The 24,617-nt window shown below is 70.8% G+C and carries 24 protein-coding genes; 15 read left to right on the top strand and 9 right to left on the bottom strand.

The window, feature by feature from the left end:
* Positions 1 to 197 precede the first annotated feature (197 nt).
* From ACYVOM_RS09555 to ACYVOM_RS09535, 5 genes are all read left to right on the top strand, one after another.
* Entirely contained in the window at positions 198 to 2,030 is a 1,833-nt protein-coding gene (locus ACYVOM_RS09555) for an acyl-CoA dehydrogenase (protein WP_460302889.1), read from the top strand.
* 198 nt (positions 2,031 to 2,228) lie between these two features.
* The gene (locus tag ACYVOM_RS09550) at positions 2,229 to 2,528 is read left to right on the top strand and encodes a DUF6458 family protein (RefSeq protein WP_460302888.1); all 300 of its coding nucleotides are present in this window, start codon (positions 2,229 to 2,231) and stop codon (positions 2,526 to 2,528) included.
* An 81-nt stretch (positions 2,529 to 2,609) separates the two neighbouring features.
* Positions 2,610 to 3,725: a pyruvate dehydrogenase (acetyl-transferring) E1 component subunit alpha gene (gene pdhA / locus ACYVOM_RS09545; protein ID WP_460302887.1), complete on the top strand. Its 1,116-nt coding sequence runs from the start codon at positions 2,610 to 2,612 to the stop codon at positions 3,723 to 3,725.
* On the top strand, positions 3,718 to 4,728 hold the full coding sequence (locus ACYVOM_RS09540; RefSeq protein WP_460302886.1) for an alpha-ketoacid dehydrogenase subunit beta: 1,011 nt from the start codon (positions 3,718 to 3,720) through the stop codon (positions 4,726 to 4,728). Before pdhA ends, ACYVOM_RS09540 begins: the two co-directional genes overlap by 8 nt.
* Entirely contained in the window at positions 4,722 to 6,191 is a 1,470-nt protein-coding gene (locus ACYVOM_RS09535) for a dihydrolipoamide acetyltransferase family protein (RefSeq protein WP_460303003.1), read from the top strand. Before ACYVOM_RS09540 ends, ACYVOM_RS09535 begins: the two co-directional genes overlap by 7 nt.
* Before the next feature lie 54 nt (positions 6,192 to 6,245).
* On the opposite strand, the gene ACYVOM_RS09530 is transcribed toward ACYVOM_RS09535, so the two are convergent.
* Positions 6,246 to 7,856 carry a hypothetical protein gene (locus ACYVOM_RS09530; RefSeq protein WP_460302885.1) on the bottom strand — a complete coding sequence of 537 codons (1,611 nt, stop codon included), beginning with the start codon at positions 7,854 to 7,856 and terminating at the stop codon, positions 6,246 to 6,248.
* A 120-nt stretch (positions 7,857 to 7,976) separates the two neighbouring features.
* Here ACYVOM_RS09530 and purS point away from each other — a divergent pair, with 120 nt between their 5' ends.
* The 4 genes from purS to purL all read left to right on the top strand — a co-directional run bounded on the left by purS (position 7,977) and on the right by purL (position 11,830).
* Complete coding sequence (gene purS / locus ACYVOM_RS09525; RefSeq protein WP_460302884.1) at positions 7,977 to 8,219, top strand: phosphoribosylformylglycinamidine synthase subunit PurS; 243 nt, start codon at positions 7,977 to 7,979, stop codon at positions 8,217 to 8,219.
* Positions 8,220 to 8,364: 145 nt separating this feature from the next.
* Positions 8,365 to 8,796: an ATP-binding protein gene (locus ACYVOM_RS09520; protein WP_460302883.1), complete on the top strand. Its 432-nt coding sequence runs from the start codon at positions 8,365 to 8,367 to the stop codon at positions 8,794 to 8,796.
* 59 nt (positions 8,797 to 8,855) lie between these two features.
* Complete coding sequence (gene purQ, locus ACYVOM_RS09515) at positions 8,856 to 9,530, top strand: phosphoribosylformylglycinamidine synthase subunit PurQ (protein WP_460302882.1); 675 nt, start codon at positions 8,856 to 8,858, stop codon at positions 9,528 to 9,530.
* Complete coding sequence (gene purL / locus ACYVOM_RS09510) at positions 9,527 to 11,830, top strand: phosphoribosylformylglycinamidine synthase subunit PurL (RefSeq protein ID WP_460302881.1); 2,304 nt, start codon at positions 9,527 to 9,529, stop codon at positions 11,828 to 11,830. Before purQ ends, purL begins: the two co-directional genes overlap by 4 nt.
* A 187-nt stretch (positions 11,831 to 12,017) precedes the next feature.
* On the opposite strand, the gene ACYVOM_RS09505 is transcribed toward purL, so the two are convergent.
* Both ACYVOM_RS09505 and ACYVOM_RS09500 read right to left on the bottom strand, forming a co-directional pair.
* Entirely contained in the window at positions 12,018 to 12,929 is a 912-nt protein-coding gene (locus tag ACYVOM_RS09505) for a coiled-coil domain-containing protein (RefSeq protein WP_460302880.1), read from the bottom strand.
* An 87-nt stretch (positions 12,930 to 13,016) separates the two neighbouring features.
* A complete protein-coding gene (locus tag ACYVOM_RS09500; RefSeq protein WP_460302879.1) occupies positions 13,017 to 14,672 on the bottom strand; it encodes a serine/threonine protein kinase in 1,656 nt (551 codons plus the stop codon).
* A 74-nt stretch (positions 14,673 to 14,746) separates the two neighbouring features.
* Here ACYVOM_RS09500 and ACYVOM_RS09495 point away from each other — a divergent pair, with 74 nt between their 5' ends.
* On the top strand, positions 14,747 to 15,121 hold the full coding sequence (locus ACYVOM_RS09495; protein ID WP_460302878.1) for a sterol carrier family protein: 375 nt from the start codon (positions 14,747 to 14,749) through the stop codon (positions 15,119 to 15,121).
* Here the strand turns inward: ACYVOM_RS09495 and ACYVOM_RS09490 are convergent.
* Positions 15,102 to 15,452, bottom strand: a complete 351-nt coding sequence (locus ACYVOM_RS09490; RefSeq protein WP_460302877.1) for a hypothetical protein — start codon at positions 15,450 to 15,452, stop codon at positions 15,102 to 15,104. The two genes, ACYVOM_RS09495 and ACYVOM_RS09490, sit on opposite strands and share 20 nt — an antisense overlap.
* A 94-nt stretch (positions 15,453 to 15,546) precedes the next feature.
* Between ACYVOM_RS09490 and purF the strand changes: the two genes are divergently transcribed.
* Positions 15,547 to 17,001: an amidophosphoribosyltransferase gene (gene purF, locus ACYVOM_RS09485; protein ID WP_460302876.1), complete on the top strand. Its 1,455-nt coding sequence runs from the start codon at positions 15,547 to 15,549 to the stop codon at positions 16,999 to 17,001.
* Between the two features lie 86 nt (positions 17,002 to 17,087).
* A complete protein-coding gene (gene purM, locus ACYVOM_RS09480; RefSeq protein ID WP_460302875.1) occupies positions 17,088 to 18,113 on the top strand; it encodes a phosphoribosylformylglycinamidine cyclo-ligase in 1,026 nt (341 codons plus the stop codon).
* Between the two features lie 61 nt (positions 18,114 to 18,174).
* Here purM and ACYVOM_RS09475 read toward each other — a convergent pair whose 3' ends face one another.
* From ACYVOM_RS09475 to ACYVOM_RS09465, 3 genes are all read right to left on the bottom strand, one after another.
* Entirely contained in the window at positions 18,175 to 18,978 is an 804-nt protein-coding gene (locus tag ACYVOM_RS09475) for an N-acetylmuramoyl-L-alanine amidase (protein ID WP_460302874.1), read from the bottom strand.
* 99 nt (positions 18,979 to 19,077) lie between these two features.
* On the bottom strand, positions 19,078 to 19,317 hold the full coding sequence (locus ACYVOM_RS09470; protein ID WP_460302873.1) for a hypothetical protein: 240 nt from the start codon (positions 19,315 to 19,317) through the stop codon (positions 19,078 to 19,080).
* A 149-nt stretch (positions 19,318 to 19,466) separates the two neighbouring features.
* Positions 19,467 to 20,513 (bottom strand): LacI family DNA-binding transcriptional regulator, encoded by a 1,047-nt coding sequence (locus ACYVOM_RS09465; protein ID WP_460302872.1) that lies wholly within the window; start codon positions 20,511 to 20,513, stop codon positions 19,467 to 19,469.
* A 269-nt stretch (positions 20,514 to 20,782) separates the two neighbouring features.
* On the opposite strand from ACYVOM_RS09465, the gene ACYVOM_RS09460 reads away from it, so the two are divergent.
* Entirely contained in the window at positions 20,783 to 21,403 is a 621-nt protein-coding gene (locus tag ACYVOM_RS09460; protein ID WP_460302871.1) for a TetR/AcrR family transcriptional regulator, read from the top strand.
* Between the two features lie 84 nt (positions 21,404 to 21,487).
* Here the strand turns inward: ACYVOM_RS09460 and bldC are convergent, their stop codons facing one another.
* Entirely contained in the window at positions 21,488 to 21,691 is a 204-nt protein-coding gene (bldC, locus tag ACYVOM_RS09455; protein ID WP_012850682.1) for a developmental transcriptional regulator BldC, read from the bottom strand.
* Between the two features lie 617 nt (positions 21,692 to 22,308).
* Here bldC and ACYVOM_RS09450 point away from each other — a divergent pair.
* Both ACYVOM_RS09450 and ACYVOM_RS09445 read left to right on the top strand, forming a co-directional pair.
* Positions 22,309 to 23,367 carry a Glu/Leu/Phe/Val family dehydrogenase gene (locus tag ACYVOM_RS09450; RefSeq protein ID WP_460302870.1) on the top strand — a complete coding sequence of 353 codons (1,059 nt, stop codon included), beginning with the start codon at positions 22,309 to 22,311 and terminating at the stop codon, positions 23,365 to 23,367.
* A gap of 242 nt (positions 23,368 to 23,609) precedes the next feature.
* Complete coding sequence (locus ACYVOM_RS09445; RefSeq protein WP_460302869.1) at positions 23,610 to 23,819, top strand: DUF3073 domain-containing protein; 210 nt, start codon at positions 23,610 to 23,612, stop codon at positions 23,817 to 23,819.
* Positions 23,820 to 23,908: 89 nt separating this feature from the next.
* Here the strand turns inward: ACYVOM_RS09445 and ACYVOM_RS09440 are convergent, their stop codons facing one another.
* Positions 23,909 to 24,574 carry a SanA/YdcF family protein gene (locus ACYVOM_RS09440; RefSeq protein ID WP_460302868.1) on the bottom strand — a complete coding sequence of 222 codons (666 nt, stop codon included), beginning with the start codon at positions 24,572 to 24,574 and terminating at the stop codon, positions 23,909 to 23,911.
* Between the last annotated feature and the right edge of the window lie 43 nt (positions 24,575 to 24,617).

The raw sequence follows: 24,617 nt of genomic DNA, 5'->3' as shown, positions 1-24,617 counted from the left end.
TGAACTCTGTCCTTTTAGTCGTTCCGCGCATACCCAACGTTCCTGATGATCTCCGACAAGTAGTGTGGTATGAGTCACACCCGAACGGGGTTCGCCCCGAGGCTTGTCACCGGTTACTGACGGGTAGCATCATGGTAGTTACTAACCGGTAGAGCGGGCCGATGGGCACCGCCGACGAGCTAGACGGGGTGTCACCCATGGGGCACTACAAGGCCAACCTTCGGGACATCGAGTTCAACCTCTTCGAGGTGTTCAACCGCCAGGGCGTCCTGGGCACGGGCCCGTTCGCGGAGATCGACGAGGACACCGCGCGCAGCATCCTGGACGAGGTCAACCGCCTCGCCACGGGCCCGCTGGCCGATTCCTTCGAGGACGCCGACCGGCACCCGCCCGTCTTCGACCCCGCCACCGGCGAGGTCAAGATGCCCGAGTCCTTCAAGAAGTCCTACAAGGCGTGGATGGACGCCGAGTGGTTCCGCCTCGACCTCGGCCCCGAGCTGGGCGGCACGAACGCGCCCCGGTCGCTCATCTGGTCCGTAGCCGAGCAGGTCCTGGGCGCGAACCCGGCGATCTACATGTTCTCCTCCGGTCCCGGCTTCGCCCAGATCCTCTTCAACGAGGGCACCGAGGCGCAGCGCAAGTTCGCGCAGATCGCCGTGGACCGCCAGTGGGGCGCGACCATGGTGCTGACCGAGCCCGACGCGGGCTCCGACGTGGGCGCGGGCCGCGCCAAGGCGATCCAGCAGCCCGACGGCACCTGGCACATCGAGGGCGTGAAGCGCTTCATCACCTCGGCCGAGCACGACATGTCCGAGAACATCTACCACCTGGTCCTCGCCCGCCCCGAGGGCGCGGTCGGCGGCACCAAGGGCCTGTCGCTGTTCCTCGTGCCGAAGTACCACGTGGACGTGGAGACCGGCGAGCTCGGCGAGCGCAACGGCGTCTACGTCACCAACGTCGAGAAGAAGATGGGCCTCAAGGTCTCCACGACCTGCGAGCTCACCTTCGGCGAGAAGCACCCGGCCGTCGGCACCCTCGTCGGCGACAAGCACGACGGCATCCGCCAGATGTTCCTGGTCATCGAGTACGCCCGGATGATGGTCGGCACCAAGGCCATCGCCACCCTCTCGACCGGCTACCTGAACGCGCTGGAGTACGCCAAGGAGCGCGTCCAGGGCGCGGACCTCACCCAGCAGACCAACAAGACCGCCCCGCGCGTCACGATCACCCACCACCCGGACGTGCGCCGCTCGCTCCTCACGCAGAAGGCCTACGCCGAGGGCATGCGCGCGCTGGTCATGCTGACCGCGACCTACCAGGACGCGGTCCAGATCGCCAAGCACGAGGGCCGGCACGACGAGCAGGCCGAGAAGATGAACGACCTTCTCCTGCCGATCGTCAAGGGCTTCGGCTCCGAGCGGTCCTACGCGTTGCTGGGCGCCGAGTCCCTCCAGACCCTCGGCGGCTCGGGCTTCCTGCAGGACTACCCGATCGAGCAGTACATCCGGGACTCCAAGATCGACACCCTCTACGAGGGCACCACCGCGATCCAGGGCCTCGACCTCTTCTTCCGCAAGATCCTCCGCGACCAGGGCGCGACCCTGAACGTCCTCGCGAACGAGATCAAGGAGTTCGCGGCGTCCGAGTCCGGCAACGGCCGGCTCAAGGCCGAGCGGGCGCTCCTGGCCCAGGCCGTCGCCGACACCGAGGGCATCCTCGGCGCCATGGTGAACGCGGCCCTCGGCTCGCTGGAGAACCCGAAGGAGGTCTACAAGGTCGGGCTGAACACCACCCGCCTCCTCCTGGCCCTCGGCGACACCGTGGTCTCCTGGCTGCTGCTGCGCCAGGCCACCGTCGCGCTGGAGAAGCTGTCGGGCGAGGTCTCCGCCGCCGACCGCGACTTCTACACCGGCAAGGTCGCCGCCGCGCAGTTCTTCGCCGCGAACGTCCTGCCGCGCATCACCTCCGACCGCCTCATGGCCGAGAACACCACCCTCGACGTCATGGAGCTGCCGGAGTCGGCCTTCTAGAGCCCGCACGACCAGTTCCTTCTGAGGGAACCGTCAGCCCCCGCCGATCGCCCTCGGCGGGGGCTGCCGCGTTCCCGGGCCCGGGAAAGGCTCGCCGACCGGCGCGTGGCCATCGTCGAGGGGTGGCGGCCCCTCGGGACCGGACGGGCTGTGACCGAAGTGTCATCTGGTGGCGCAGATTGGACGGCTGAGGCGATCATGGATCTTGCCTGGGTGGGTACAGAGGCTTTACCGAAGACGGATGTTCGCGCGAGAGGGGTCCGGCCGGTGGGCTTTGGCGTGGCGATTTTTGTGATCACACTCGGCGCGATCCTGAAGTTCGCGGTCAACGCGGATCTCGGGCCGGTCGACCTCAACGCGATCGGGGTGATCCTCATGATCGTCGGAGGGGCCTCGTTCCTGCTGCAGTTCGTGTTCGCGCGGCAGCTCGGGAGCGAGGGGCCGCCGCGGGCGAACGGGCCCGCCGGGCGCGACACCTCCCATGACGGCGACGACTGAGGAAAAACCCCGTGCACTGCGGCGTCTCAAGGACTGAGACGGGGTCAGGCGGGTAGGCCTCCTTCAAGGAAGGAGGCGGCCGTGACAGTAGACGCGCACACCGCCCGGGACGCCGAACTCGTCCAGCTCCTGACCCCCGAAGGCGAGCGGCTGGAGCACCCCGACTACCCCTTGAGCCTTTCCGACCAGCAACTGCGCGAGCTGTATCGGGATCTCGTGCTCGTGCGGGCCCTCGACGTCGAGTCGGTCGCGCTGACCCGGCGGGGAGAGCTGGGGCTGTGGCCCTCGCTCCTCGGCCAGGAGGCCGCGCAGATCGGCTCGGGGCGCGCGCTGGGCGCCGCGGACATGGTGTTCCCCACCTACCGCGAGCACGGTGTCGCGTACTGCCGGGGGCTGCCCTGGCTGGACATCCTCAAGCTGTTCCGCGGGGTCAACCACGCGGGCTGGGACCCCAAGGAGTTCGGGTTCCACCTCTACACGATCGTCATCGGCAGCCAGACACTGCACGCCACCGGCTACGCGATGGGCATCCAGCGCGACGCCCACGCCCTCGCGGAGAAGGGCGAGACGGCCCTCGCCGACGCGGCCCTGGTGTACTTCGGGGACGGGGCGACCTCGCAGGGCGACGTCAACGAGTCGTTCGTCTTCGCAGCCGTCTACGACGCGCCGATCGTGTTCTTCTGCCAGAACAACCAGTGGGCGATCTCCGAGCCCTTGACGCGGCAGACGCGCATCCCCCTCTACCGGCGCGCCCAAGGGTTCGGCTTCCCGGGAGTGCGGGTGGACGGCAACGACGTCCTGGCCTGCCTCGCCGTGACGCGCCGCGCGTTGGACCGTGCCCGGACGGGCGAAGGGCCCTCGCTCATCGAGGCGTTCACCTACCGGATGGGCGCGCACACCACGACCGACGACCCGACCCGCTACCGGCACTCCGACGAGGTCGAGGCCTGGAAGCTGAAGGATCCGATCGCCCGGGTGAAGGCGTATCTCTCCCGCACGGGCCTGGCCAACGCCGCCTTCTTCGAAGAGGTCGAGGTCCAGGTGGCCGAGGCCGCCGTCGAACTGCGCGCCGCGTGCCTCGCCCTTCCCGACCCTCCTCCGCAGGCGCTCTTCCAGCAGGTCTACGCGGCACCGCACCGGCTGCTGGAAGAAGAGCAGGCCGCTTACGAGACCTACCTGGCGGGTTTCCATGACTGAGGTGACGGCACCGGAGACGACGGCCCGAGAGGCCGGAGCGCAGACGCTGACGATGGCCAAGGCGCTGAACGCGGGCCTCAGGCGGGCCATGGAGGACGACTCCAAGGTCGTCCTGATGGGCGAGGACATAGGCAAGCTCGGAGGGGTCTTCCGCGTGACGGACGGCCTCCAGCGGGACTTCGGCGAGGGAAGGGTGATCGACACCCCTCTCGCCGAGTCGGGCATCGTCGGGACGGCGATCGGGATGGCCCTGCGCGGGTACCGGCCGGTCTGCGAGATCCAGTTCGACGGGTTCGTCTTCCCGGCGGCCGACCAGATCATCACCCAGCTCGCCAAGATGCGGCTGCGCTCCCTGGGCCATGTGGAGGTGCCCGTCGTGGTGCGGATCCCCTGCGGCGGCGGGATCGGCGCGGTCGAGCACCACAGCGAGTCGCCCGAGGCCTACTTCGCGCACACCGCCGGGCTGCGGGTGGTGGCCTGCGCGAACCCGGTCGACGCCTACTGGATGATCCAGCAGGCGATCGCCTGCCCCGACCCGGTGATCTTCTTCGAGCCCAAGCGCCGGTACTGGGACAAAGCGGTCGTCGACCCTGAGGCGCCGGCGGCCCCGATGGGCGATGCCCGGGTCGTCCGGGAGGGGACCGACGCGACCCTGCTGGCGTACGGGCCGATGGTGAAGACCTGCCTTGAGGCCGCCGAAGCCGACGAGCGGTCTCTGGAGGTCGTGGACCTCCGCTCCCTTTCGCCGCTGGACACCGAGACGCTCTACGCGTCCGTGCGGAAGACCGGTAGGTGCGTCGTCGTCCATGAGGCCCCCGTGTTCGGCGGCCTCGGCGGAGAGATCGCGGCGCGCGTCACGGAGGCCTGCTTCTACCACCTGGAGGCGCCCGTCCTGCGCGTCGGCGGCTTCGCGACGCCCTACCCGGCCTCCCGGCTGGAGGACCACTACCTCCCCGACCTCGACCGGATTCTCGACGCGGTGGATCGGACGTGCGCATGGTGAAGTACTTCAACCTGCCCGACGTCGGCGAGGGGCTCACCGAGGCGGACATCGTCCGGTGGCATGTGGCGCCGGGCGACGCGGTCGAGGTCAACCAGACCATCGTGGAGATCGAGACGGCCAAGGCGATCGTCGAACTTCCGTCCCCTTTCGCCGGGATCGTCCGGGAGTTGCTGGCTGAAGAGGGCCAGACCGTCGATGTCGGCGCACCGATCATCGGGGTAGAGGAGGCCGACGCCGAGGCGGCCGCGGCCCCGCCCGCGCAGAGTCCACCCGCACAGAGCCCACCCGCACAGAGCCCGCCCGCGGAGGCGGAGCGCGCGTCGTCCCAGGCGCCGCCCGCGCGGACGCCCGTGCTCGTCGGATACGGGGTGAAACCGGGTGCGACGCACCGGCGGCCGCGCAAGAGCGGGCCCGCCTCCGGACGGCCCGGGGGCGGTCCCGCACGGCCCGCGGCGCCACGCCAAGGCGAGCCGGCCTCCTACGGGGACGGTCAAGGAGAGCCGCCGGCCGCGCGGCTCGGCCGTGCCGAAGCCGCCACGGGCCGCGCGCTGGCCAAGCCGCCGGTGCGCAAGCTCGCCAAGGACCTGGGCGTGGATCTCGCGGCGGTCGTCGGCACCGGCCCGCGCGGCTCGGTGACCCGCGACGACGTCCGCGCCGCCGCGCCCGCACCCGCCCGCGAGCGCCCGCCCATGGCCCCCACCGCGCCTACCCCGCCCACCGCGCCCTTGGCGGCCCCTGCGGAGCGGCAGGAGGCCGAAGGAGGCGTGCGCGTTCCCGTGAAGGGGGTGCGCAAGGCGATGGCCGCCGCCATGGTCTCCTCGGCGTTCACCGCCCCGCACGTCACCGAGTTCCTCCAGGTGGACGTCACCCGGACGGTCCGCATGGTCGAGAAGCTGCGCGCCCAGCCCGAGTTCGCCGAGATCCACTTCAGTCCGATGCTGCTCGCCGCACGGGCGCTCCTGGTGGCCCTGCGCAGGCATCCCCTCGCCAACGCCGCCTGGACAGAGGGAGAGGGCGGCGCCGAGATCGTCGTGCCGGAGCACGTGAACCTCGGGATCGCGGTCGCCACCGACCGGGGCCTGCTCGTCCCGAACGTCAAGAAGGCCGACACGCTGCCGCTGCCCGAGCTCGCCGCGGCGCTCGCCGGCCTCGCCGAGCGGACGCGCGCGGGGAAGGCCACGCCCGAGGACCTCGCGGGCGGCACGGTCACGCTCACCAACGTCGGCGTCTTCGGCGTGGACGCGGGCACCCCGATCCTCACCCCGGGCGAGACCGCCATCCTCGCCGTGGGCGCGATCCGGGACACCCCATGGGTCCACAAGGGCAAGGTCAAGCCGCGCAAGGCCGCCACCCTCGCGCTGTCCTTCGACCACCGCGTCCTGGACGGCGCGATCGGCTCGGCCGTGCTCCGCGGCGTGGGCGACATGCTGGAGGACCCGTTCCGCCTGCTCGCCCTCTCCTGACCCGCGAAGGGCAGCCCGCCCGCTTCCTGGACCCTGCCTGCTCCTCGGACCCCGCTACTCCCTGGACAGGGCGCGGGTCGCCCCGGCGGCGACGGTCAGTCCGAGGATCAGGCCCGCGGCCACGAGGACGTTCGCCACCCACTGGTAGGCGCCTTCGGGGGAGAAGAGCCCTTCCTGCCCGAGTGATCCGAGAGGGATAAGAAGGTCGAGGGTGTAGAAGAACGCATTGAAATGCGGGTTCTGGTCAGGGTCGAGCTCTTCGGGGCGGTGCAGGGAGAAGATGACGGTTCCGGCCGCGAGGAGGGCGCCAAGCCAGGCGAGGGCGCGGAAGGGCCGGTAGCCGTAGCCGACCAGGATGTCCTGGAGGTAGCCGAACCCGCGGTGCAGGACGGACTGGGTGCTGCGCCTGTCCCGCTGCTTGGCGAGCTGGACGGTCCGGCCGTCGGCGTCGAGGCCGAGCGTCTTGTAGGTGGCCGCCAGGCGCTCGTAAGGCTGTGGCTGGTAGCCGTCCCGGTCCCTTCGGATCCAGTTGAGCCGGGCCTTGGCGTTGAGCGGCGGGTCGAGGGTCTCGTAGGCGAGCCCGTCGAGCTGGAGGGAGTTCGCCCAGGTCATGGAGTCGTCGCGCAGGACGCCTATCCGGGCGTAGGAGAGGTCCACGACCCCGTCGACGGGGACGGCCGGGCGCAGCAGGAGCTCCTCGGACGTCAGCCGCTGGACGCTCAGGGCGACGCCGTCGGGGTTGGCCAGCCGAGCGCCCTTGAAGCTGAGCTGGCCGCCGATCTTGGCGCCGGCGAAGCTCGCCTCGCCGATGCAGGTGAAGTCGTCGGAGCAGTAGACGTCGGTGTCGACGTTGAGGTCGTCGGCGTTGAGCGCCCGCCCGGAGTTGGTGATCCGGGCCCCGACCAGCGACAGGTAGCCGCCCACGCGGGCACCGCGCAGCCGGACTTCGCCCTCCGCGACGAACCCTTCGTCGCAGAAGACGTTCGCGGCCACGTCCAGGCGGGACGCGTACAGGGCGGGCCTGCCGGGGTTGCGCAGGGTGGCGTCGCGGAAGATCAGCTGGCCGCCGATGCGGGCGCCCGGGAGCCGGACCTCGCCCTCGGCGCGGAACCCTCGGTCGCAGTAGACGTTGGCCTCCACCTGGAGCCTGTCTCCCAGCAGGGCGTCGCCGCCGGGCACGGGAAGCTGGACGCCGCTCAGGTTGAGGATGCCGCTGATGTGCGCCCCGTCCAGCCAGAGCCCGCCGTCGAAGACGCTGCCCTCCAGCCAGAGGTGCCCGTCCACGCGGGTGCCCGAGGCGACCAGGCCGGGCAGGCGGCACTGGATCAGGTGGACGGACTGGGTCTGCGCCCAGTAGAGCCGCGGCGGCTCCGAGAACACGCACGCCGTCAGGGACAGCGGCACGCCGACCTGGGCGTGGCCGAGGTCGAGGAGGTCGGTGATGTAGGCGCCGACCAACCTGATCGAGGGCACCCGGCCGGGCTCCGGCTCGCGCGCGCCGGTGAGCAGCGCCGCGATGACCTCCGCCCGGACACGCCGGTGCGGCCCCCACTGGCCCGCCGCCTCGGTGGGCTCATCGCCGCTCGGAGTCAGGTCGACGAGCTCCCCGGTGGGGAAGGCATGCCAGACACGGAGCTCCGCAGGGGTGAGGTCTGAGACATCCATGGAGGCTCCTGGGGGGAGTGCGGCAGAGGTGCCGTACGCTTTTCGATGCGGTCCAACCGCATGAATACCAAAGCTACTGATCAGGTGCGGGCACCTCGCCCGCACGAGGGGGAATCACAAGTGGCCCGAGTGGTCGTCGACGTCATGCTCAAGCCGGAGATCCTGGACCCGCAGGGCCAGGCCATCGCCCGCAAGCTTCCGCAGCTCGGTTTCGAGGGCGTCGCCGCCGTCCGCCAGGGCAAGCGGTTCGAGATCGAGGTCGACGGCCCGGTCGACGAGGTGGCCCTGGAGAAGGTCCGCAAGATCGCCGAGACGCTGCTGGCGAACCCGGTCATCGAGAACTTCGAAGTGCACGCGGAATAAACGCAGATCGAACGCCAAGTGCGGCGCAAGGCGTTGTTCCGTTCCAACAATGCCTAAACCAAAGAATCGTCAGGTCCGCGATTACGGCACAGGGCGCGGGGAAGTGTTAGCTTCGTCCGAGTTCTCCGAGGTGGGCCTGGTGGACATGAAGTTCTCACTCGCATTGCCCCGTGAGGCGATGAGTGTTCCCGTCATCCGCCGCGTACTCGGTGACGCGCTGCGCGGACTTGGCGTGTCCGAGGACTGCATAGACGACATCCTGGTCGCCGCGTCCGAGGCGTGCACCAATGTCGTCCGGCATTCCACGACCGTCGAGTACGAGGTGGACGGCACCATAGACGACGAGAACTGCGTGCTGCGGATCACCGATCACGGCACCGGGATGCGACGTCCGGCGGAGACGGGGGACCTCGCTGAATCCGGGCGCGGCATGAACATCATGCGCGCGCTCGTCGACGACCTGACGCTCGACGCGCGGCCCGACGGCGTGCGCGTCGCCATGCGCAAACGGCTGACCTGGCACGACGAAGCGCTGATGCGCCGCCTCGAATCCGAACTGGTGCACAGCGCCCGGTAAATTGGGCGTGAGACGGCAGGCCCTGACCTGGGCGGCCGAGGATACCCAATGGAGTGCAGATGGCCCGGGTGGGCGTCATCACTTTTCCCGGTTCGCTCGACGACCGGGACGCGCAACGCGCGGTACGCATCGCCGGGGGTGAACCGGTAGCACTGTGGCACGCGTCCACGTCGCTCGAAGGCGTGGACGCGGTCGTGCTGCCAGGCGGTTTCTCCTACGGCGACTACTTGCGCGCAGGCGCCATCGCCCGATTCGCCCCGCTGATGGACGAGCTGATCCCGGCCGCCAAGGCGGGCCTGCCGGTGCTCGGCATCTGCAACGGCTTCCAGGTCCTCGCCGAGGCGCACCTGCTGCCGGGCGCACTGATGCCGAACGCCGGAGGCCACTTCGTGTGCCGCGACCAGCGACTGCGCATCGAGAACGCCGACACCTCCTGGACCTCGGACTACGCCCAGGGCCAGGAGATCGTCGTCCCGCTGAAGAACATGGACGGCCGCTTCACCGCCTCCGCGGAGACCATCGCCGAACTCGAGGCCGAGGGCCGGGTGGTCGCCCGGTACGTGGACGTGAACCCCAACGGCTCGCTCGGCGACATCGCGGGCGTCACCAACGAGGCGGGCAACGTCGTCGGCCTCATGCCGCACCCCGAGCACGCCGTGGAGTCCCTGACCGGCCCGACCACCGACGGGCTCGGCTTCTTCACCTCGATCGTCAAGGGCCTGATCAACGCATGAGCGAAGTGACCGAGCTGACCCCCGAATCGACCCCTGCGCCGAACCCGGCCGCGCCGCGCACCGACAGCGTCGCGCGCGCCGAGGCGAGCCCCGAGCAGCCCCAGCCGTACAAGGAACTGGGGATGAACGACGAGGAGTACGGCCGCGTCCGCGACATCCTCGGCCGCCGCCCGACCGCGTCGGAGCTGGCGATCTACTCGGTGATGTGGTCGGAGCACTGCTCCTACAAGAGCTCCAAGATCTACCTGCGCCAGTTCGGCGAGAAGGCGCCCAAGACCGACGCGCTGCTCGTCGGCATGGGCGAGAACGCGGGCGTGGTCGACGTCGGCCAGGGCTGGGCGGTGACCTTCAAGGTCGAGTCGCACAACCACCCGTCGTTCGTCGAGCCCTACCAGGGCGCCGCGACGGGCGTCGGCGGCATCGTCCGCGACATCATCTCGATGGGCGCGCGTCCGGTGGCCGTCATGGACTCCCTGCGGCTCGGCGCGGCCGACGCCCCCGACACCCGGCGGGTCCTGCCGGGCGTGGTCAGCGGCATCGGCGGCTACGGCAACTCGCTCGGCCTGCCGAACGTCGGCGGTGAGACCGTCTTCGACCCGTGCTACCAGGACAACCCGCTGGTCAACGCGCTGTGCATCGGCGTGCTGCGGCACGAGGACATCCACCGGGCGTCCGCCGAGGGCGAAGGCAACCTGGTCATCCTGTACGGCGCCTACACCGGTCCCGACGGCATCGGCGGGGCCTCGGTCCTGGCGTCGGCGACGTTCGACGAGGAGTCGCAGGCCAAGCGGCCCTCGGTCCAGGTCGGCGACCCGTTCATGGAGAAGCTGCTCATCGAGTGCTCGCTGGAGCTGTTCCAGGCCGGCCTCGTCGAGGGCATCCAGGACCTCGGTGCCGCGGGCGTCTCCTGCGCCACCACGGAACTCGCCGCGGGCGGCTCGGGCGGCATGAGCGTCCGGCTCGACGCGGTGCCGCTGCGCGACCCGAATCTCCTGCCCGAGGAGATTCTGATGAGCGAGTCGCAGGAACGCATGATGGCGGTCGTCACGCCCGCCAACGCCGAGGCGTTCATGGCCGTGTGCGCCAAGTACGAGGTGCCCGCGACCGTCATCGGCGAGGTCACCGACACCGGCCGCCTGGTGATGACGTGGCACGACGAGGTGATCGTCGACATCCCGCCGCGCACCGCCGCGCACGACGGCCCCGTGTACGAGCGCCCCGTCGCCGTCCCCGCCGACCAGGCCGCCCTGCAGGCCGACGTGCCGACGAAGCTGCCTCGACCGTCGAACCGGGACGAGCTGCGCAAGACCGTCCTGTGGCTCGCGGGTTCCCCGAACCTCGCCGCCAAGGACTGGGTGACGTCCCAGTACGACCGCTACGTCCTCGGCAACACCGTGCTCGCGCAGCCGGAGAACGCCGGCGTGATCCGGCTCGACGACGAGACGGGCCTGGGCGTCGCGCTGTCCCTGGACGGCAACGGCCGCTACACCCGCCTCGACCCGTACGCGGGCGCCCAGCTCGCGCTGTCGGAGGCCTACCGGAACGTCGCGGCGACCGGCGCGCAGCCGCTCGCGGTCACCAACTGCCTGAACTTCGGCTCGCCGGAGGACCCGGGCGTCATGTGGCAGTTCTCGCGAGCCACCGAGGGCCTCGCCGACGCGTGCCTGATGCTCGGCATCCCGGTGACGGGCGGCAACGTCAGCTTCTACAACCAGACGAACGACGTGCCGATCAACCCGACGCCGGTCATCGGCGTGCTGGGCGTGCACCAGGACGTCCGGCGGCGCACGGCCATGGCTTTCGCGGCCGAGGGCCACAAGCTCGTCCTGCTCGGCACGACCTTCGACGAGTTCGGCGGGTCGGAGTGGGCGCACGTGATGTACGGGCACCTCGGCGGCACTCCGCCGAAGGTGAACCTGCCCGCCGAGGCCGCGCTGGGCTCGGTGCTGATCACCTCCGCGCAGGAGGGCCTGCTGTCCGGCGCCCATGACGTCTCCGACGGCGGCCTGTCCCAGGCGCTGGTCGAGGCGTCGCTGCGCGGCGGCCTGGGCGTGCGCGTGGCCTTCCAGGGAGACCCGTTCGTCGAGCTGTTCTCCGAGTCGGTGGCGCGCGCCGTCGTCGCGGTGCGGCCGGAGGCCGAGTCCCGGTTCGTCGACATCTGCGCCCAGGCGGGCGTGCCGATCACCACGATCGGCGTCGTCGGCGGCGACTCCTACACCGTGGACGGGGCCTTCACGATCCCGCTGCACGAGCTGCGCGAGGCGCACACCCGGACGATCCCGGCCCTCATGGAGCAGTGACGTCCTGAGCGACCCCCCGGCCCTTCCTCCTCCGCCTTCACTGGCAGGGGAGGGAGGGCGGAGTGCTTTCCGGCCTGCGTCGGACCGGCCGTGATGCCCGGGAAGGCCCTGAGGCGTCCGGAGACGGCACAGGCCCGCTCTCGCGAGGGGAGAGGCGGGCCCGAGGGTGCCGACGGCCGGAGCGGCCTCAGAAGACCGAGATGTGGACGTGGTCGTAGTGGTTGGCGGTGATGCCGCCCCGGTCGGCCATCGCGGCCCAGCCCGGTGAGCGCATGTCGTAGATCCGCTGCTTCCAGATCACGTACTTGACGCCGTACTTCGACGCGTTCTTGATCGCCCAGGCCGCGACCTCGTCGCCGTGCTGGACGCGGTCGGCCGTGGGCATGGAGCCGCCGGTGCTCTCCATGAAGTCGCAGGCGCGGCCGGTGCCGTGGTCCTGCGGGTCGCCCGGTCGGAGGCAGCCGATCATGGGGAAGGAGCCGAACTCGTCGAGGATCGCGGTGCGCAGGGTGACCAGACGGGTGGTCAGCCCGCTGTTCCCGACCATCGGGGTCGGCTGGTACTTCTGGATCAACGTCCGGATCTTGTCCTTGCGTTTGGTCAGATCCGAGACGGTGTCCTCCATCTTCTTCAGCTTGAGCTTCGCCTCGTTGGCGGCCTCGGTGTACCTGTCGACGAGGTCCTGGATCTGGTTGGTCCGGTTCGCCTCGTTGGTCGACAGGTGCTCCACCATCGCCATGCCGGCGAGGATCTGGCCGGGGTCGCCGCCCGTCTGGAGGACCGCGAGCGTCGGGTCCATGCCGACCGCCATGTACCGGCTCGAAGCGAGGCGTGAGACGACGTTCCGGGACTTGTCCAGATCGTCGGACAGGTCCTCCTGCCGCTTGATCGCCCTCTTGGCCTCGATCTGGATGCCCTTCAGCTCCTCCAGTTCGCCGCCGAGCTGCTTGTCGAGCTCCCTCATCTGCTTGGTGAGGGAGGCGAGCTTGTCGGGGTCGGACGGGAGGGCGGCGGGCACGCCTGAGGAGGGGGCGGCGAGCATCAGCGCACCGGCGATGGCCAGCAGGGCCGTACCCGCGCGGCGCCGGACGGGGGTCACACGCGTCTCCTCTCGCCCACTGCGGATCGGGGGCCGATCCCGCAAAGGGTAAACCCAAACATCACGTGACGGTCACGAACTGGCAGATCATGGGCGCTTGAGCAGGGCCTCGTAGCGGCGCTGGCTGCCCGGCTTCATCTCCCAGAGGTACTGAAGGCCGCCGTCGCCCTTGTCGGTCATGGTGACAGTGCCGGGGGTGCACTGTCCGGCCGTCCGCTTGAACGCCATGTTCAGGGCCGCGCCTTCACCGCCGGTCTTGGTGAGCTTGCCCACGCAGCCGCCCACGCCGAGTTTCGCGGTGGCACGGCCTTCGCCGTCGAAGGTGACGCGGATGCTGAACTTGGCGCCCGACTGGTTGGTGGCCATGCCCTCCCACGTCCCCGAGAACGCGGCGGAGGGGGCGGTGGCGACAGGCGGGCCCGCTTCGGTCTCGGGCTTCTCGTCGTCGCCGTTGGAGGCGAGGGCGAGGGTGAGCACCACGATGCCGACGACCGCGGCCAGGGCCAGCGCGCCGACCTTCTTGCTGGGTCCGCCGTCGAAGAGGGCGACCGCCGCGCGCGCCGGCGCGGGGATGCCCGTGCCGGAGGCGGGCGGGGACGCGGGCGGGCGCTCCCACAGGGCGGTGGCGGCCTGCGGCTGCGCGGGGACGGGTTCGGGCTCGGGCGCGGCGGGAGCGGGCTCGGGCCAGTCCGAGCGGGCCGGCGCGGGCGGCAGATACGGCCCGGCGAACGGGTCGTCGAGGTCGGCCGACGGGATCGGCGGGGGCGGGGGTGGGGGCGGGGGTGGCTCCGGGGGGCCGGCGGCGGGGATCGCGGCGAAGGAGCCGGTGGCGGTCCGCACGTCGGTGGAGGGCCGGGCGGGCGGCAGGGACGACCAAGGGTCGGCGGGCACCGGCGCGGCGAGCAGCGCCTCGGCCTCGGCCTGCTGGGCCGGGGGCAGTTCGAGGCCGCGCCGCAGCAGGGTCTGCAGGACGGTCTCGGCGGTCGGGCGCCGGAACGGGTCCTTGCTCAGCGCCATGATCACGAGGTCGCGGACGGAGTCGGGGAGCTTGTGCAGTTCGGGCTCGGAGGAGGTGACGCGGGCGGCGACGGTGTCGGCCCTGTCCTCCCCGAAGGGGGGCTTTCCGGACGCGGCGGCGGCGATCACCGCGCCCCACGCCCACAGGTCGGTGCCCGGCCCGACGCCCGCGCCCGTGAGCTGCTCCGGTGCCTGGTAGGAGGGGATGCCGGGGTCGGCCGGGACCCCGCCCGCGGCCAGCGCGCGGGTGACGCCGATGTCGGTGAGCACGGGCCCGTCCGAAGTGATGATCACGTTGGACGGCTTGAGGTCCAGGTGCGCGACCCCCGCCTTGTGCAGGGAGGCCAGACCCAGGGCGATGCCGACGGCCAGCCGCTCGACGGTCGCCCGGTCCCCCCGGCCGGTCGAGACGATCATCTGCTGGAGCGACGGCCCGGAGACGAGTTCGCTCACCACGTACGGCCAGTCGCCCGCCACGTCGGCGCTGAGCGGGCGGGACACCCGGGTGCCCGCGATCTCGCGCGCGGCCAGGGCCTCGCGCAGGAACTCCGCCCGCGCGCCGCCGTCACCGCCGAGCCTGGTGTGCAGCAGCTTGACCGCGACGGGCGGGCCGTCGGCGACACCGCGGAAGACCACGCCCCGGCGGCCCTCACCGAGGCGGCCTTCCAGAACGTGGTCACCGAGCCGACCGGGGTCGCCGGGTTGGAGCGGTAGGACGTCGGACATCGTCAACACCTCGAAAGATCGACCTAACCGGCATATTTCTACCGGTCCGAGCGGCCGCGTGTAACGTCGTCCGCGTGAATGGGGGGAGTATCGAGGGTCAGGACGCGCTGGCGCAGGCGCTCTCGGCGTACGGGTCGGGCGAAGTCCCCGAGCGCAAGGTGGAGAAGGCGGCGGTGAAGTACCTTCTCTCCCTTTTGACCAAGAAAGCGCCTGGTAAATCCGTCGAAGTACGGATTCCGCCCTACGCGGCGGTCCAGTGCGTCGAAGGCACCCGGCACACCCGGGGCACCCCGCCGAACGTCGTCGAGACCGACGCCCGGACGTTCGTCGGCCTCGCCGCGGGCACCACCGCCTGGGCCGAGGCCGTCACCGACGGGCGGGTGCGCGCCACCGGGACCCGCGCCGACCTGTCCGAGCTCCTGCCGCTCGTCACTCCTGATGGGCCTTGAGCAGCGGGAACCTGGCGTCCAGGCAGGCCGAGCGGTCGAAGGGCGTCTGGTAGCGGCCGCTGCACTCGGCGGCCTGGCGGCCGAACCACACCAACGCCGCGCCCGCCACCGCCAGGGCGAGCACGCTCACTGCGATTCCGGCATAGCCGAAACCCCGGCCCCTGCCGCGGGTCACCGCGAGGGCGCCGCACCAGATCCCCGCGACCGCGAGCAGCATGCCGAGCCCGCACATCCAGAAGGTCAGCAGCCCGAGGACGCCCAGCAGGAGGGCGGTGAGTCCGGGGCCGCGCGGCGAGGCCCCGGCCGAGCTGCGGGGGCCGGGCGACGTCATGATGCACAGCGTTCCCCCTACCGGGTCCGGTCCGGGGAACGCACGGGCAAGGGTCGCTTAAAAGCATCAGCTCACAGACCCTAAACTGGCTGTCATGTCGCGCCGTGCCGATGGACGTCTCAGTCATGAACTGAACCCCTCCGATAAGGGACCGCAGGACGCCTGCGGCGTCTTCGGCGTCTGGGTGCCGCCGGACGCCGCCGCCACCGCGGAGGTCAGCAAGCTCGCCTACTACGGCCTGTACGCCCTCCAGCACCGGGGCCAGGAGTCCGCGGGCATCGCCGTCAGCGACGGCGCCCGCATCGTCGTCTTCAAGGACATGGGCCTGGTCTCCCAGGTCTTCGACGAGTCCGTCCTGTCGACCCTGCGCGGCCACATGGCGCTGGGGCACTGCCGCTACTCGACCACGGGCTCGCCCACCTGGGAGAACGCCCAGCCGACCTTCCGCTCCACCGACGGCGGCTCGCTGGCCCTCGCCCACAACGGCAACCTGATCAACACCCCGGAGCTGGCCGCCCGCCTCGCCCCCGGCGAGCTCACCGCCACCACCGACACCGAGGTCCTCACCGCCCTCCTGGCCACCCGTGAGGGCGGTCCGCTGGCCGCCGCGCACGAGATCCTCCCGCACACCCGCGGCGCCTTCTCCCTCGTCTTCATGGACGAGCAGACCCTGTACGCCGCCCGCGACCCCGAGGGCATCCGCCCGCTCGTCCTGGGCCGCCTGGAGCGCGGCTGGGCCGTCGCGTCGGAGACCGCGGGACTGGACATCATCGGCGCCCAGTTCGTCCGCGAGGTCGAGCCCGGCGAGATCATCGCGATCGACGCCGACGGCCTGCGCTCGGAGCGGTTCGCCGAGCCCCGCCCCAAGGGCTGCGTCTTCGAGTACGTCTACGTCGCCCGCCCCGACACCTCCATCGCCGGCCGCTCGGTGCAGGCCACCCGCGTCGAGGTCGGCCGACTGCTGGCCAAGGAGCACCCGGTCGAGGCCGACCTGGTGATCCCCACGCCCGAGTCCGGAACGCCCGCCGCGATCGGCTACGCCGAGGCCTCCGGCATCCCCTACGGCCAGGGCTTCGTCAAGAACTCCTACGTCGGCCGCACCTTCATCCAGCCGTCGCAGACCATCCGGCAGCTCGGCATCCGGCTCAAGCTGAACCCGCTGCGCGAGGCGATCGAGGGCAAGCGCCTGGTCGTCGTCGACGACTCGATCGTGCGCGGCAACACCCAGCGCGCCATCGTCCGCATGCTGCGCGAGGCAGGCGCCGCCGAGGTCCACGTCCGGATCTCCAGCCCGCCGGTGCGCTGGCCCTGCTTCTACGGCATCGACTTCGCCACCCGCGCCGAGCTGATCGCCGGAAACCTCAACGTCGAGGAGGTGCGCGCCTCGCTGGGCGCCGACTCCCTGGGGTACATCTCCCTCGACGGCCTGGTCCAGGCGACCGAGCAGCCCAAGGACCGGCTGTGCCGGGCGTGCTTCGACGGGGTCTACCCGATCCCGGTCGAGGAGTCCGCCCGGGGCAAGCACGTCCTGGAGACCGTCACGCCGTAGCCGCCGGAGGGCAGCCGCCCGAGGCGTCCGCACCGCGGACGCGCCAGACAGGCGCGTTCGCGCTTCCGCACGAAGGAAAGCGATTCATGAGCACGTACGAGGCCGCCGGAGTCGACATCGCCGCCGGCGAGCGCGCCGTCGAGCTGATGAAGTCCAGGGTGGCGCGCTCGCGCCGCCCCGAGTGCGTCGAGGACGCCAGCGGCTTCGCGGGCCTTTTCGACGTCTCGGCGCTGCTGAAGTACCGCAGGCCGCTCCTGGCGACCTCCACCGACGGCGTCGGCACCAAGGTCGACCTCGCCCGCCGCCTCGGCAGGTACGACACCATCGGCCACGACCTCGTCGGCATGGTCGTCGACGACCTCGCGGTCTGCGGGGCCGAGCCGCTGTTCATGACCGACTACATCGCCTGCGGCAAGGTCGTCCCCGAGCGGATCGCCGACATCGTCGGGGGCATCGCCGACGCCTGCGTCCTGGCCGGCACCGCGCTGGTCGGCGGCGAGACCGCCGAGCACCCCGGCCTGCTGGAGCCGGACGAGTTCGACGTCGCGGGCGCCGCCACCGGCGTCGTGGAGGCCGACGAGATCCTCGGCCAGGAGCGGGTCGCGGCCGGCGACGTCGTGCTGGGCCTGGCCTCCTCGGGCATCCACTCCAACGGCTACAGCCTGGTCCGCCACATCCTGCGCGAATCGCCGCTGTCGCTGGCGGACGCGCCCGCGGATCTGTCCGGGACCGTCGGGGAGGAACTGCTCACCCCGACCCGGATCTACGCCCTCGACTGCCTCGCGCTGGCCCGCGCCGGGCTGGTCCACGCGTTCGCGCACATCACCGGCGGCGGCCTCGCCGCCAATCTCGCCCGGTCCCTGCCGTCCGGGGTCGACGCGGTCCTGCGCCGCGACTCCTGGACGGTGCCGCCGATCTTCCAGATCCTCGCGGCCCACGGCAAGGTCGAGCAGGCCGACATGGACAGGACCTTCAACCTCGGCGTCGGCATGGCCGCGATCGTCCCGGCCGACGCCGCGGACACCGCCCTGGCCCTGTGCGCCGAGCGCGGGCTGCCCGCGTGGGTGCTCGGCGAGATCACCGAGGGCTCCGGCCGCGCCGTCCTGGTCTGACCCGCTTCCGCCCGTCCAGCAGGCTCCCGCCCGGTAGAACCCGGGCGGGCTCGCTCCTTCCTCAGTTCTTGAAGAAGGAGTCCAGGCCGTCGGCGAGGGACACCGCGATCTTCTGCCGGAACTTCGGGTCGCTCAGTTTGGCGGCGTCGCCCTTGTTCTGCATGTTGCCGGTCTCGATGAAGATCTTCGGCACGGTCGACAGGTTGAGTCCGCCCAGGTCGTCGCGGATCGTGAGGCCCTTGCCGTCGCCCAGGTAGGTGGCGAAGGGCATGCCGGTGCCCTTCTTGTACGACGCCCTGATGTCCTTGGCCAGCCGCAGCGACGGCTTGACGATCCCGTCGTTGTAGCCGGGGACGGGCTTGGGCGCGATGATATGGAAGCCGTGCCCGCTCGTCGTGGCGCCGTCGGCGTGGATGGAGATCACCGCGCCCGCCTTCTTGGCGTTGCCGAACTTCGCGCGCTCGTCCACGCAGGGGCCGGAACCCGTGTCGTTCTTGCGCGTCAGGTAGACCTTCGCGCCGCGCTTCTCCAGCACCTTCTGGGCGCGGTTGGCCACGTCCCAGGTGAACGCGTGCTCGGTGTAGCCGGCCTTGGTGGACGTGCCCGAGGTGTCGCACGACTTGTAGCCGTTGCCCACGAAGACCTGCGTGCCCTTGACCGGCCCGCCGTTGTGGCCCGGGTCCAGCACGATCGTCTGGCCGTCGACCGGATGCGCCGCGCGCCCCTGCCCCGGATCCTCGGTGGCCTGCCCGTTGACGGTGGGCGGCTCGGCGGGCGCGGAGCCCTTCTCGTCGCCGCTTCCGCAGGCGGTGAGGCAGATCGCGGCCGCGCCGAGGACGGCCAGTGCCCTGCGTCCCGTAACCAAGATCGACTCCCCGTGATCGGTTCGTTATGAACCGACCCAGTCTATGGGGAAACGGCGGCGGAGGGGTGGCCGGTCCCACGAACACCCCTCCGCATGTGGTCACACCACGGCTTCCTCCCGCCCCAGCAGTGCCGCGAGCGCCCTGGCCTCCTCGGCGTCCAGCCCGAGCACCACCCGGGGCCTGCCCCACGGATGGTCGATCGAGTGGGCGACATAGCTCGCGACCGACTCGGGGGCAGGGCTCTCGACCATGCCCCGGGCGTGCCGCCACTGCTGCCAGGCCCGCTCCAGCTCACTCGCGGCGCGCTGGGCGCAGGAAACCAACTCCGGATCACGCACGGATGTACCCCCCTGGACGTTCCTGCCGAACGGCACCCATCAAACGGGGGCCCCAGGCGGGAGGCCAGCCCTTCAAGCCAGAGTTGGGCAGTCCCTTACTCCGGCCCGGAAAGATCTCCACCTCGCTGGACGGCTCGGGACCGGGCCGCTCACAGCGGTGCGGGGCCCGTCGTCGACCGCACCACGAGATGCGGCATCACCAGCTCCTGGCGGACCGGGCGGGCGGCGTCCTCGATCCGCGAGCACAGCAGCGAGGCGGCCACCCGGCCCATGTCCCGGCGGGGCTGGTCGACGCTGGTCAGCGAGATGTGCCGGATCGCCGCGAGGTGGGTGTTGTCATAGCCCACGATCGAGACGTCCTCGGGCACCCGCAGACCCAGTTCGTCGGCCGCCGAGAGGGCGCCGGTGGCGACGAGGTCGTTCGGGCAGAAGATCGCGGTCGGTCTTTCCGGCCGGTCCAGCAGCGCGCGGGCCGCGCGGTGGCCGCCGTCCTCGGTGAAGTCGCCGGCCTCGACCACGATGTGGTCGGCGAGCCCGTGCCGGGCCATCGCCGCCTCGTAGCCTGCCCTCCGGTAGCGCGCGGTGCCGGACGGGGAGCCTTCGATGTGCGCGATCCTGCGGTGTCCGTGGCCGACGAGATGGTCGACGGCGAGGCTGGCGCCCAGTTCGTCGTCGTCCACGACGATGTCCACGCCCTCGACGTCGCGCTCACCGACGACCACGACCGGGACCGACGCCGCGGCCTCCTTGAGGGAGTCGGGCACGACGCTGAGCAGCACCAGGCCGTCCACGCGCATCTCCAGGAACGCCTCGACGGCCTCGGCCTCGAACAGCGGGTCCCAGCGGCCGGAGCCGACGAGCATCCGCAGGCCCTCTCCGTGCAGGCTCTCCTGGAGGCCGTCCAGGGTCTCGGCGAAGAACGGGTTGTGGAGGTCGGCGACGAGGGCGCCGATGAGGCGGGTGCGCCCCTCCACGAGGCTCCGCGCGACGGCGTTCGGCCGGTAGCCGAGTTCCCGGGCGGCCTTCAGCACGGCCTGCCGACGCCGTTCGCTCACGTGGGGTGATCCGCGCATGACGAGGGAGACCAGCGATTTGGAGACGCCCGCGCGCTCGGCGACATTGCGGATCGTCGGCTTGCTCGACGCCTGCCGGGGCACGCTGGGATCGGGCCGCGGGGCGTTTTCTTCAGCTGACATGGCTCTCCTGTCGGGGGGAGAAAAGCAGGGCCTGCCGCCATCGCAGTTACTTCACACAGAAGAAGATGCCATGCTGCCCCCGCGCTGCGCCAAGCGACCCCGTAACCGCGTGTAACGGGTATGTTTATACGGTCGTGATCGGGTGTCCGAAAATGCCCTTCCCACCGGAGGGCGTGCGGGAGAAGGGGCCTCCCGGGCTCGGATACGCTGCCATGGTGGCAGAGCAGGCGGCGTCGGACGCGGGTACGGAGAGAAGGACCCGTCGGCGGTTGAGCGTCGACGCGCGCAGGGACGAGCTGATCGAGGCGGCGCTCGACCTCTTCAGCCGCCGGCCCCCAGAAGAGATCTCCATCGACGACGTGGCGGCCGCCGCGGGTGCGTCACGGGCGCTCGTCTACCACTATTTCGGCGGAAAGCAGGAGCTCTACCTCGCGGCTCTGCGCAGCGCGGCCAAGCAGCTCGGCGACCTTCTCGAGGCGCCGACCGAGGGCACGCCGCTGGAGCGGCTCGCCCTTTCCCTGAGCCGCTACTTCCGGTTCGTCGAGGACCACGCCACGGGTTATCTCGCGATGGTGCGCGGCGGGGCGGCGTCGGGTTCCGGCGAGGTGAACGCGATCGTCGAGGGCACCCGCGCGCTGCTCCTCGGCCGGATCAGCCGCGAGATCTCCGACGGCGAGCCGGGTCCCGTCCTGCGCGTCACGCTGCGGATGTGGATGACCGCCGTGGAGACCGCCGCGCTGGACTGGCTGGAGCACCGCGACCTCTCCCGGTCACGGGTCGAGGCACTTCTGGTCGACCAGATCGTCGTCACGCTGGCGAAGGCCGCCGAGTCGGATCCGGAACTGGCCGAGGCCCTGGCCCGGCTGGCCGAGCAGCGCCGCGCGGGCTGAGACGAGCAGGCCGCCGAGACCCCTGGGGGTTGCTCGACGGCCTGTCCGGTGGACCATCGGTTCGATGGCCCGGCGGCTGACGTCCTACTCCGAGCGCTGCTGCGGAATGCCCGCAAGCAGCGCGCGGACCTCGGCTTCGCGGTAACGCCGGTGCCCACCCAGGGTTCGGATGGACGTCAGCTTGCCGGCCTTCGCCCACCGCGTGACCGTCTTGGGGTCGACCCGGAACATCGTCGCCACCTCTGCCGGGGTCAGCAAGGGCTCTGCCTCTGGTGTACGTGCTGACATGGTGCGGCCTCTCCTCCGTGGACCGTCTGGCAGCCGATCCTGCGATCTGGTTTTCGCGCGGGTTACCGATGTCCCCTATGGCCCGGAACGAGCCACTATGACATCACAAGGTGTAACCTTGCCATCACTCACCGCAGTAAGCAAGCCCCCGGCTCAAATCTGCGTGTTCGTGGTGACTGGGTTACGCTGAGTGATTCTAGCGACACGTATGGTGCCATGGCGTGTGGAATCGAGAACTTTCTGCGGGAGTTTGTCCCGACCCGGTCGTTGCGAACGGTCACCGGACCTCGGCGATGACGCGCTGAGCAGGGGTTTTTACCGATACTTTGCCCTTCTTGTCGGCTCGGGATCGGTGCCGACCGGAACGCGGACAACGCCCGTGATCGGCGGGTGGCGCCGTTTCCGGGCCTGTCCGGCCCCGAAAAGCGTGCTGCGGCGCTCCCTCTGGGCGGTCGGTCATGGATCATGGGCTTGGTCGCGAAACGCCGGAGATGGCAGCTCTGAGGCGCTTAGTGGCTCTCTGTGGTGATAGCTGGGGCGTCAGGTCCCCGTTGCCGGAGGGGATTCGCGGGGTCTCCATGGTCCGGGGACTCCCCGCACGGTCTTAGGCTGATCCCGTGACCGTTTTCCAGGGGCACGAACAGGTCGTCTTCTGCGCCGATGAGGCGAGCGGCCTGCGCGCGATCATCGCGATCCACTCCACCGCGCTCGGCCCGGCGCTCGGCGGCACCCGGTTCTTCCCCTACGCCTCCGAAGAGGCGGCCCTCGCCGACGTCCTGGACCTGTCGCGCGGCATGACCTACAAGAACGCGATGGCGGGCCTCGACCACGGCGGAGGCAAGGCCGTCATCATCGGCGACCCCCGGACGGACAAGAGCGAGGCCCTGCTACGCGCCTACGGCCGGTTCGTCCAGAGCCTCGGCGGCAGGTACGTCACCGCCTGCGACGTCGGCACCTACAGCGAGGACATGGACCACGTCGCCCGCGAGTCCTCCTTCGTCACCGGCCGCACCACCGCCCACGGCGGGGCCGGGGACTCCTCGATCCTCACCGCCCTCGGCGTCTTCCAGGGGATGCGGGCCGCCGCGGAGCGGGTCTGGGGCGCGCCCACCCTCGCCGGCCGGACCGTCGGCATCGAGGGCGTCGGCAAGGTCGGCCACCGCCTCGCCGAACTGCTGGCCGCCGACGGCGCGGCCCTGGTGATCTGCGACATCGACCCCGAGGCCACCGCCAAGGTCGTCGCCCGGCACCCCGGCACCGTCGTCGTCCCCGACTCGGCGGCGCTGGTCGCCTCGCAGATCGACGTCTACGCGCCGTGCGCGCTCGGCCACGCGCTCACCGACGACGTGGTGGAGGTCCTGCGCGCGGTGATCGTGTGCGGCGGCGCCAACAACCAGCTCGCGCACCCCGGGATAGAGAAGGCGCTCGCCTCGCGGAACATCCTCTACGCGCCCGACTACGTGGTGAACGCCGGCGGCGTGATCCAGGTCGCCGACGAGGTGCACGGGTTCTCCATGGAACGCGCACGTGCCAGGGCAGAGAAGATCTTCGACACGACAGGCCGGATCTTCGCCCTCGCCGACGGGGAGGGGATTCCCCCCGCGGTCGCTGCGGACCGGCTCGCCGAGCGCAGAATGTCCGAAGTCGGGCGGCTGAGGGGTATCTGGCTGAACTAACCCTGAGTTGTCAAATGATCGCTCGGGGGGCCGTCGCCGCAGGTCAGGGCGGTGTCCGGGTCCCATTAGACTGGCTGCCACCACGGCAAAGGCAGGCGCCACCGTCTGGACACGTACCGAGCCGCGTGTAAAACGGGTACGGTTGTACCCGTAGCTGACGCACGGCTCAGACGTGTCAGCGCGTGTGCGTAAGCGTAGCGATAGGGCCAGTAGAAGCCCTGACCATCAAGGGGGTCGAGCCAATGGGGCGAGGCCGAGCTAAGGCCAAGCAGGTTAAGGTCGCTCGCCAGCTGAAGTACAACGGCGGCCACACTGACCTCGACCGCCTTTCGGACGAGCTGGGAGTATCACCCGCGCAGCCCGCGGAGATCGACGACTCCTACGACGACGAGTTGGTCGACAAGTACGCGGACTACGCGGATTACCAGCCCAAGGACAGCTCAGCGGGTTGACGGCCCGAGCCGCGTTCCGTGCTCGCGCGGGCCGTGCTCAGTCTTGTCTTCGCCTCAGCTGTCCTGCCTCCGGGGCGGGATCTCCATCGTCATCCGCGGAGCGCATGATCCACTCCATCCTCGCGGGGCCCGAGGAATCTCGGGTCCCTGCGAAGGATGACGTCGCCCATCGCCTTGAGGGTGGCGGGGATCTCACGCACATATCCGTAGAAGTTGGGCGTCGGCCATGGTGGGCTGTCGCCCACGCCGTACGCGTCGATGCCGGTGCGCCGACACAGTGCCACGGCCCGCGTCAGGTGGAAGTACTGGCTCACCACGAGCGCGCGCGTCACGCCGAAGATCTTCCGTGCCCGGACGCAGGAGTCCCAGGTGTCGAAGCCGGCGTGGTCGAGCACGATCACCTTGGCCGGGACGCCGTGGGCGACGAGGTAGTCGCGCATCGCGGTGGGCTCGTCGTAGGCGGTCCGGCTGTTGTCCCCGCTGAGCAGCAGCACCTTCGCCTTGCCCTGCTCCAGGAGTTCCATCGCGCGGTCCAGCCGCCGGGCGAGGAACGGGGTGGGCGTGCCGTCCGGGTCGAGCCCGGCGCCCAGCACCAGCGCCACATCCGCCTTGGGCGCGCCCGCCGCGTCGGTGATCCTGCCGCTCGTGGAGGCGTGCGCCCACGCCGTCGGGGCCAGGAAGAGCACCGCGGCCACCGCGATGACCGCCGCGATGACGCGGGCTCTGCGGGAGCCGATGATCCGTCGCGGGTCCATGCCGTCGATCTTAGGCGCGCGCGAGGCCTTGGCGTCCGGCAGG

It is taken from the genome of Actinocorallia aurea, from assembly GCF_054783995.1.
This window is presented reverse-complemented; position numbering and strand designations above follow the sequence as displayed.

What these genes read in the sequence shown, in the direction of transcription:
- ACYVOM_RS09555 (WP_460302889.1), top strand. Translation starts at nt 198, where the DNA reads ATGGGGCACTACAAGGCCAACCTTCGGGACATCGAGTTCAACCTCTTC.
- ACYVOM_RS09550 (WP_460302888.1), top strand. Translation starts at nt 2,229, where the DNA reads ATGGATCTTGCCTGGGTGGGTACAGAGGCTTTACCGAAGACGGATGTT.
- ACYVOM_RS09540 (WP_460302886.1), top strand. Translation starts at nt 3,718, where the DNA reads ATGACTGAGGTGACGGCACCGGAGACGACGGCCCGAGAGGCCGGAGCG.
- ACYVOM_RS09535 (WP_460303003.1), top strand. Translation starts at nt 4,722, where the DNA reads ATGGTGAAGTACTTCAACCTGCCCGACGTCGGCGAGGGGCTCACCGAG.
- ACYVOM_RS09530 (WP_460302885.1), bottom strand. Translation starts at nt 7,856, where the DNA reads ATGGATGTCTCAGACCTCACCCCTGCGGAGCTCCGTGTCTGGCATGCC.
- ACYVOM_RS09520 (WP_460302883.1), top strand. Translation starts at nt 8,365, where the DNA reads ATGAAGTTCTCACTCGCATTGCCCCGTGAGGCGATGAGTGTTCCCGTC.
- purQ (WP_460302882.1), top strand. Translation starts at nt 8,856, where the DNA reads ATGGCCCGGGTGGGCGTCATCACTTTTCCCGGTTCGCTCGACGACCGG.
- purL (WP_460302881.1), top strand. Translation starts at nt 9,527, where the DNA reads ATGAGCGAAGTGACCGAGCTGACCCCCGAATCGACCCCTGCGCCGAAC.
- ACYVOM_RS09500 (WP_460302879.1), bottom strand. Translation starts at nt 14,672, where the DNA reads ATGTCCGACGTCCTACCGCTCCAACCCGGCGACCCCGGTCGGCTCGGT.
- ACYVOM_RS09490 (WP_460302877.1), bottom strand. Translation starts at nt 15,452, where the DNA reads ATGACGTCGCCCGGCCCCCGCAGCTCGGCCGGGGCCTCGCCGCGCGGC.
- purF (WP_460302876.1), top strand. Translation starts at nt 15,547, where the DNA reads ATGTCGCGCCGTGCCGATGGACGTCTCAGTCATGAACTGAACCCCTCC.
- purM (WP_460302875.1), top strand. Translation starts at nt 17,088, where the DNA reads ATGAGCACGTACGAGGCCGCCGGAGTCGACATCGCCGCCGGCGAGCGC.
- ACYVOM_RS09465 (WP_460302872.1), bottom strand. Translation starts at nt 20,513, where the DNA reads ATGTCAGCTGAAGAAAACGCCCCGCGGCCCGATCCCAGCGTGCCCCGG.
- bldC (WP_012850682.1), bottom strand. Translation starts at nt 21,691, where the DNA reads ATGTCAGCACGTACACCAGAGGCAGAGCCCTTGCTGACCCCGGCAGAG.
- ACYVOM_RS09445 (WP_460302869.1), top strand. Translation starts at nt 23,610, where the DNA reads ATGGGGCGAGGCCGAGCTAAGGCCAAGCAGGTTAAGGTCGCTCGCCAG.
- ACYVOM_RS09440 (WP_460302868.1), bottom strand. Translation starts at nt 24,574, where the DNA reads ATGGACCCGCGACGGATCATCGGCTCCCGCAGAGCCCGCGTCATCGCG.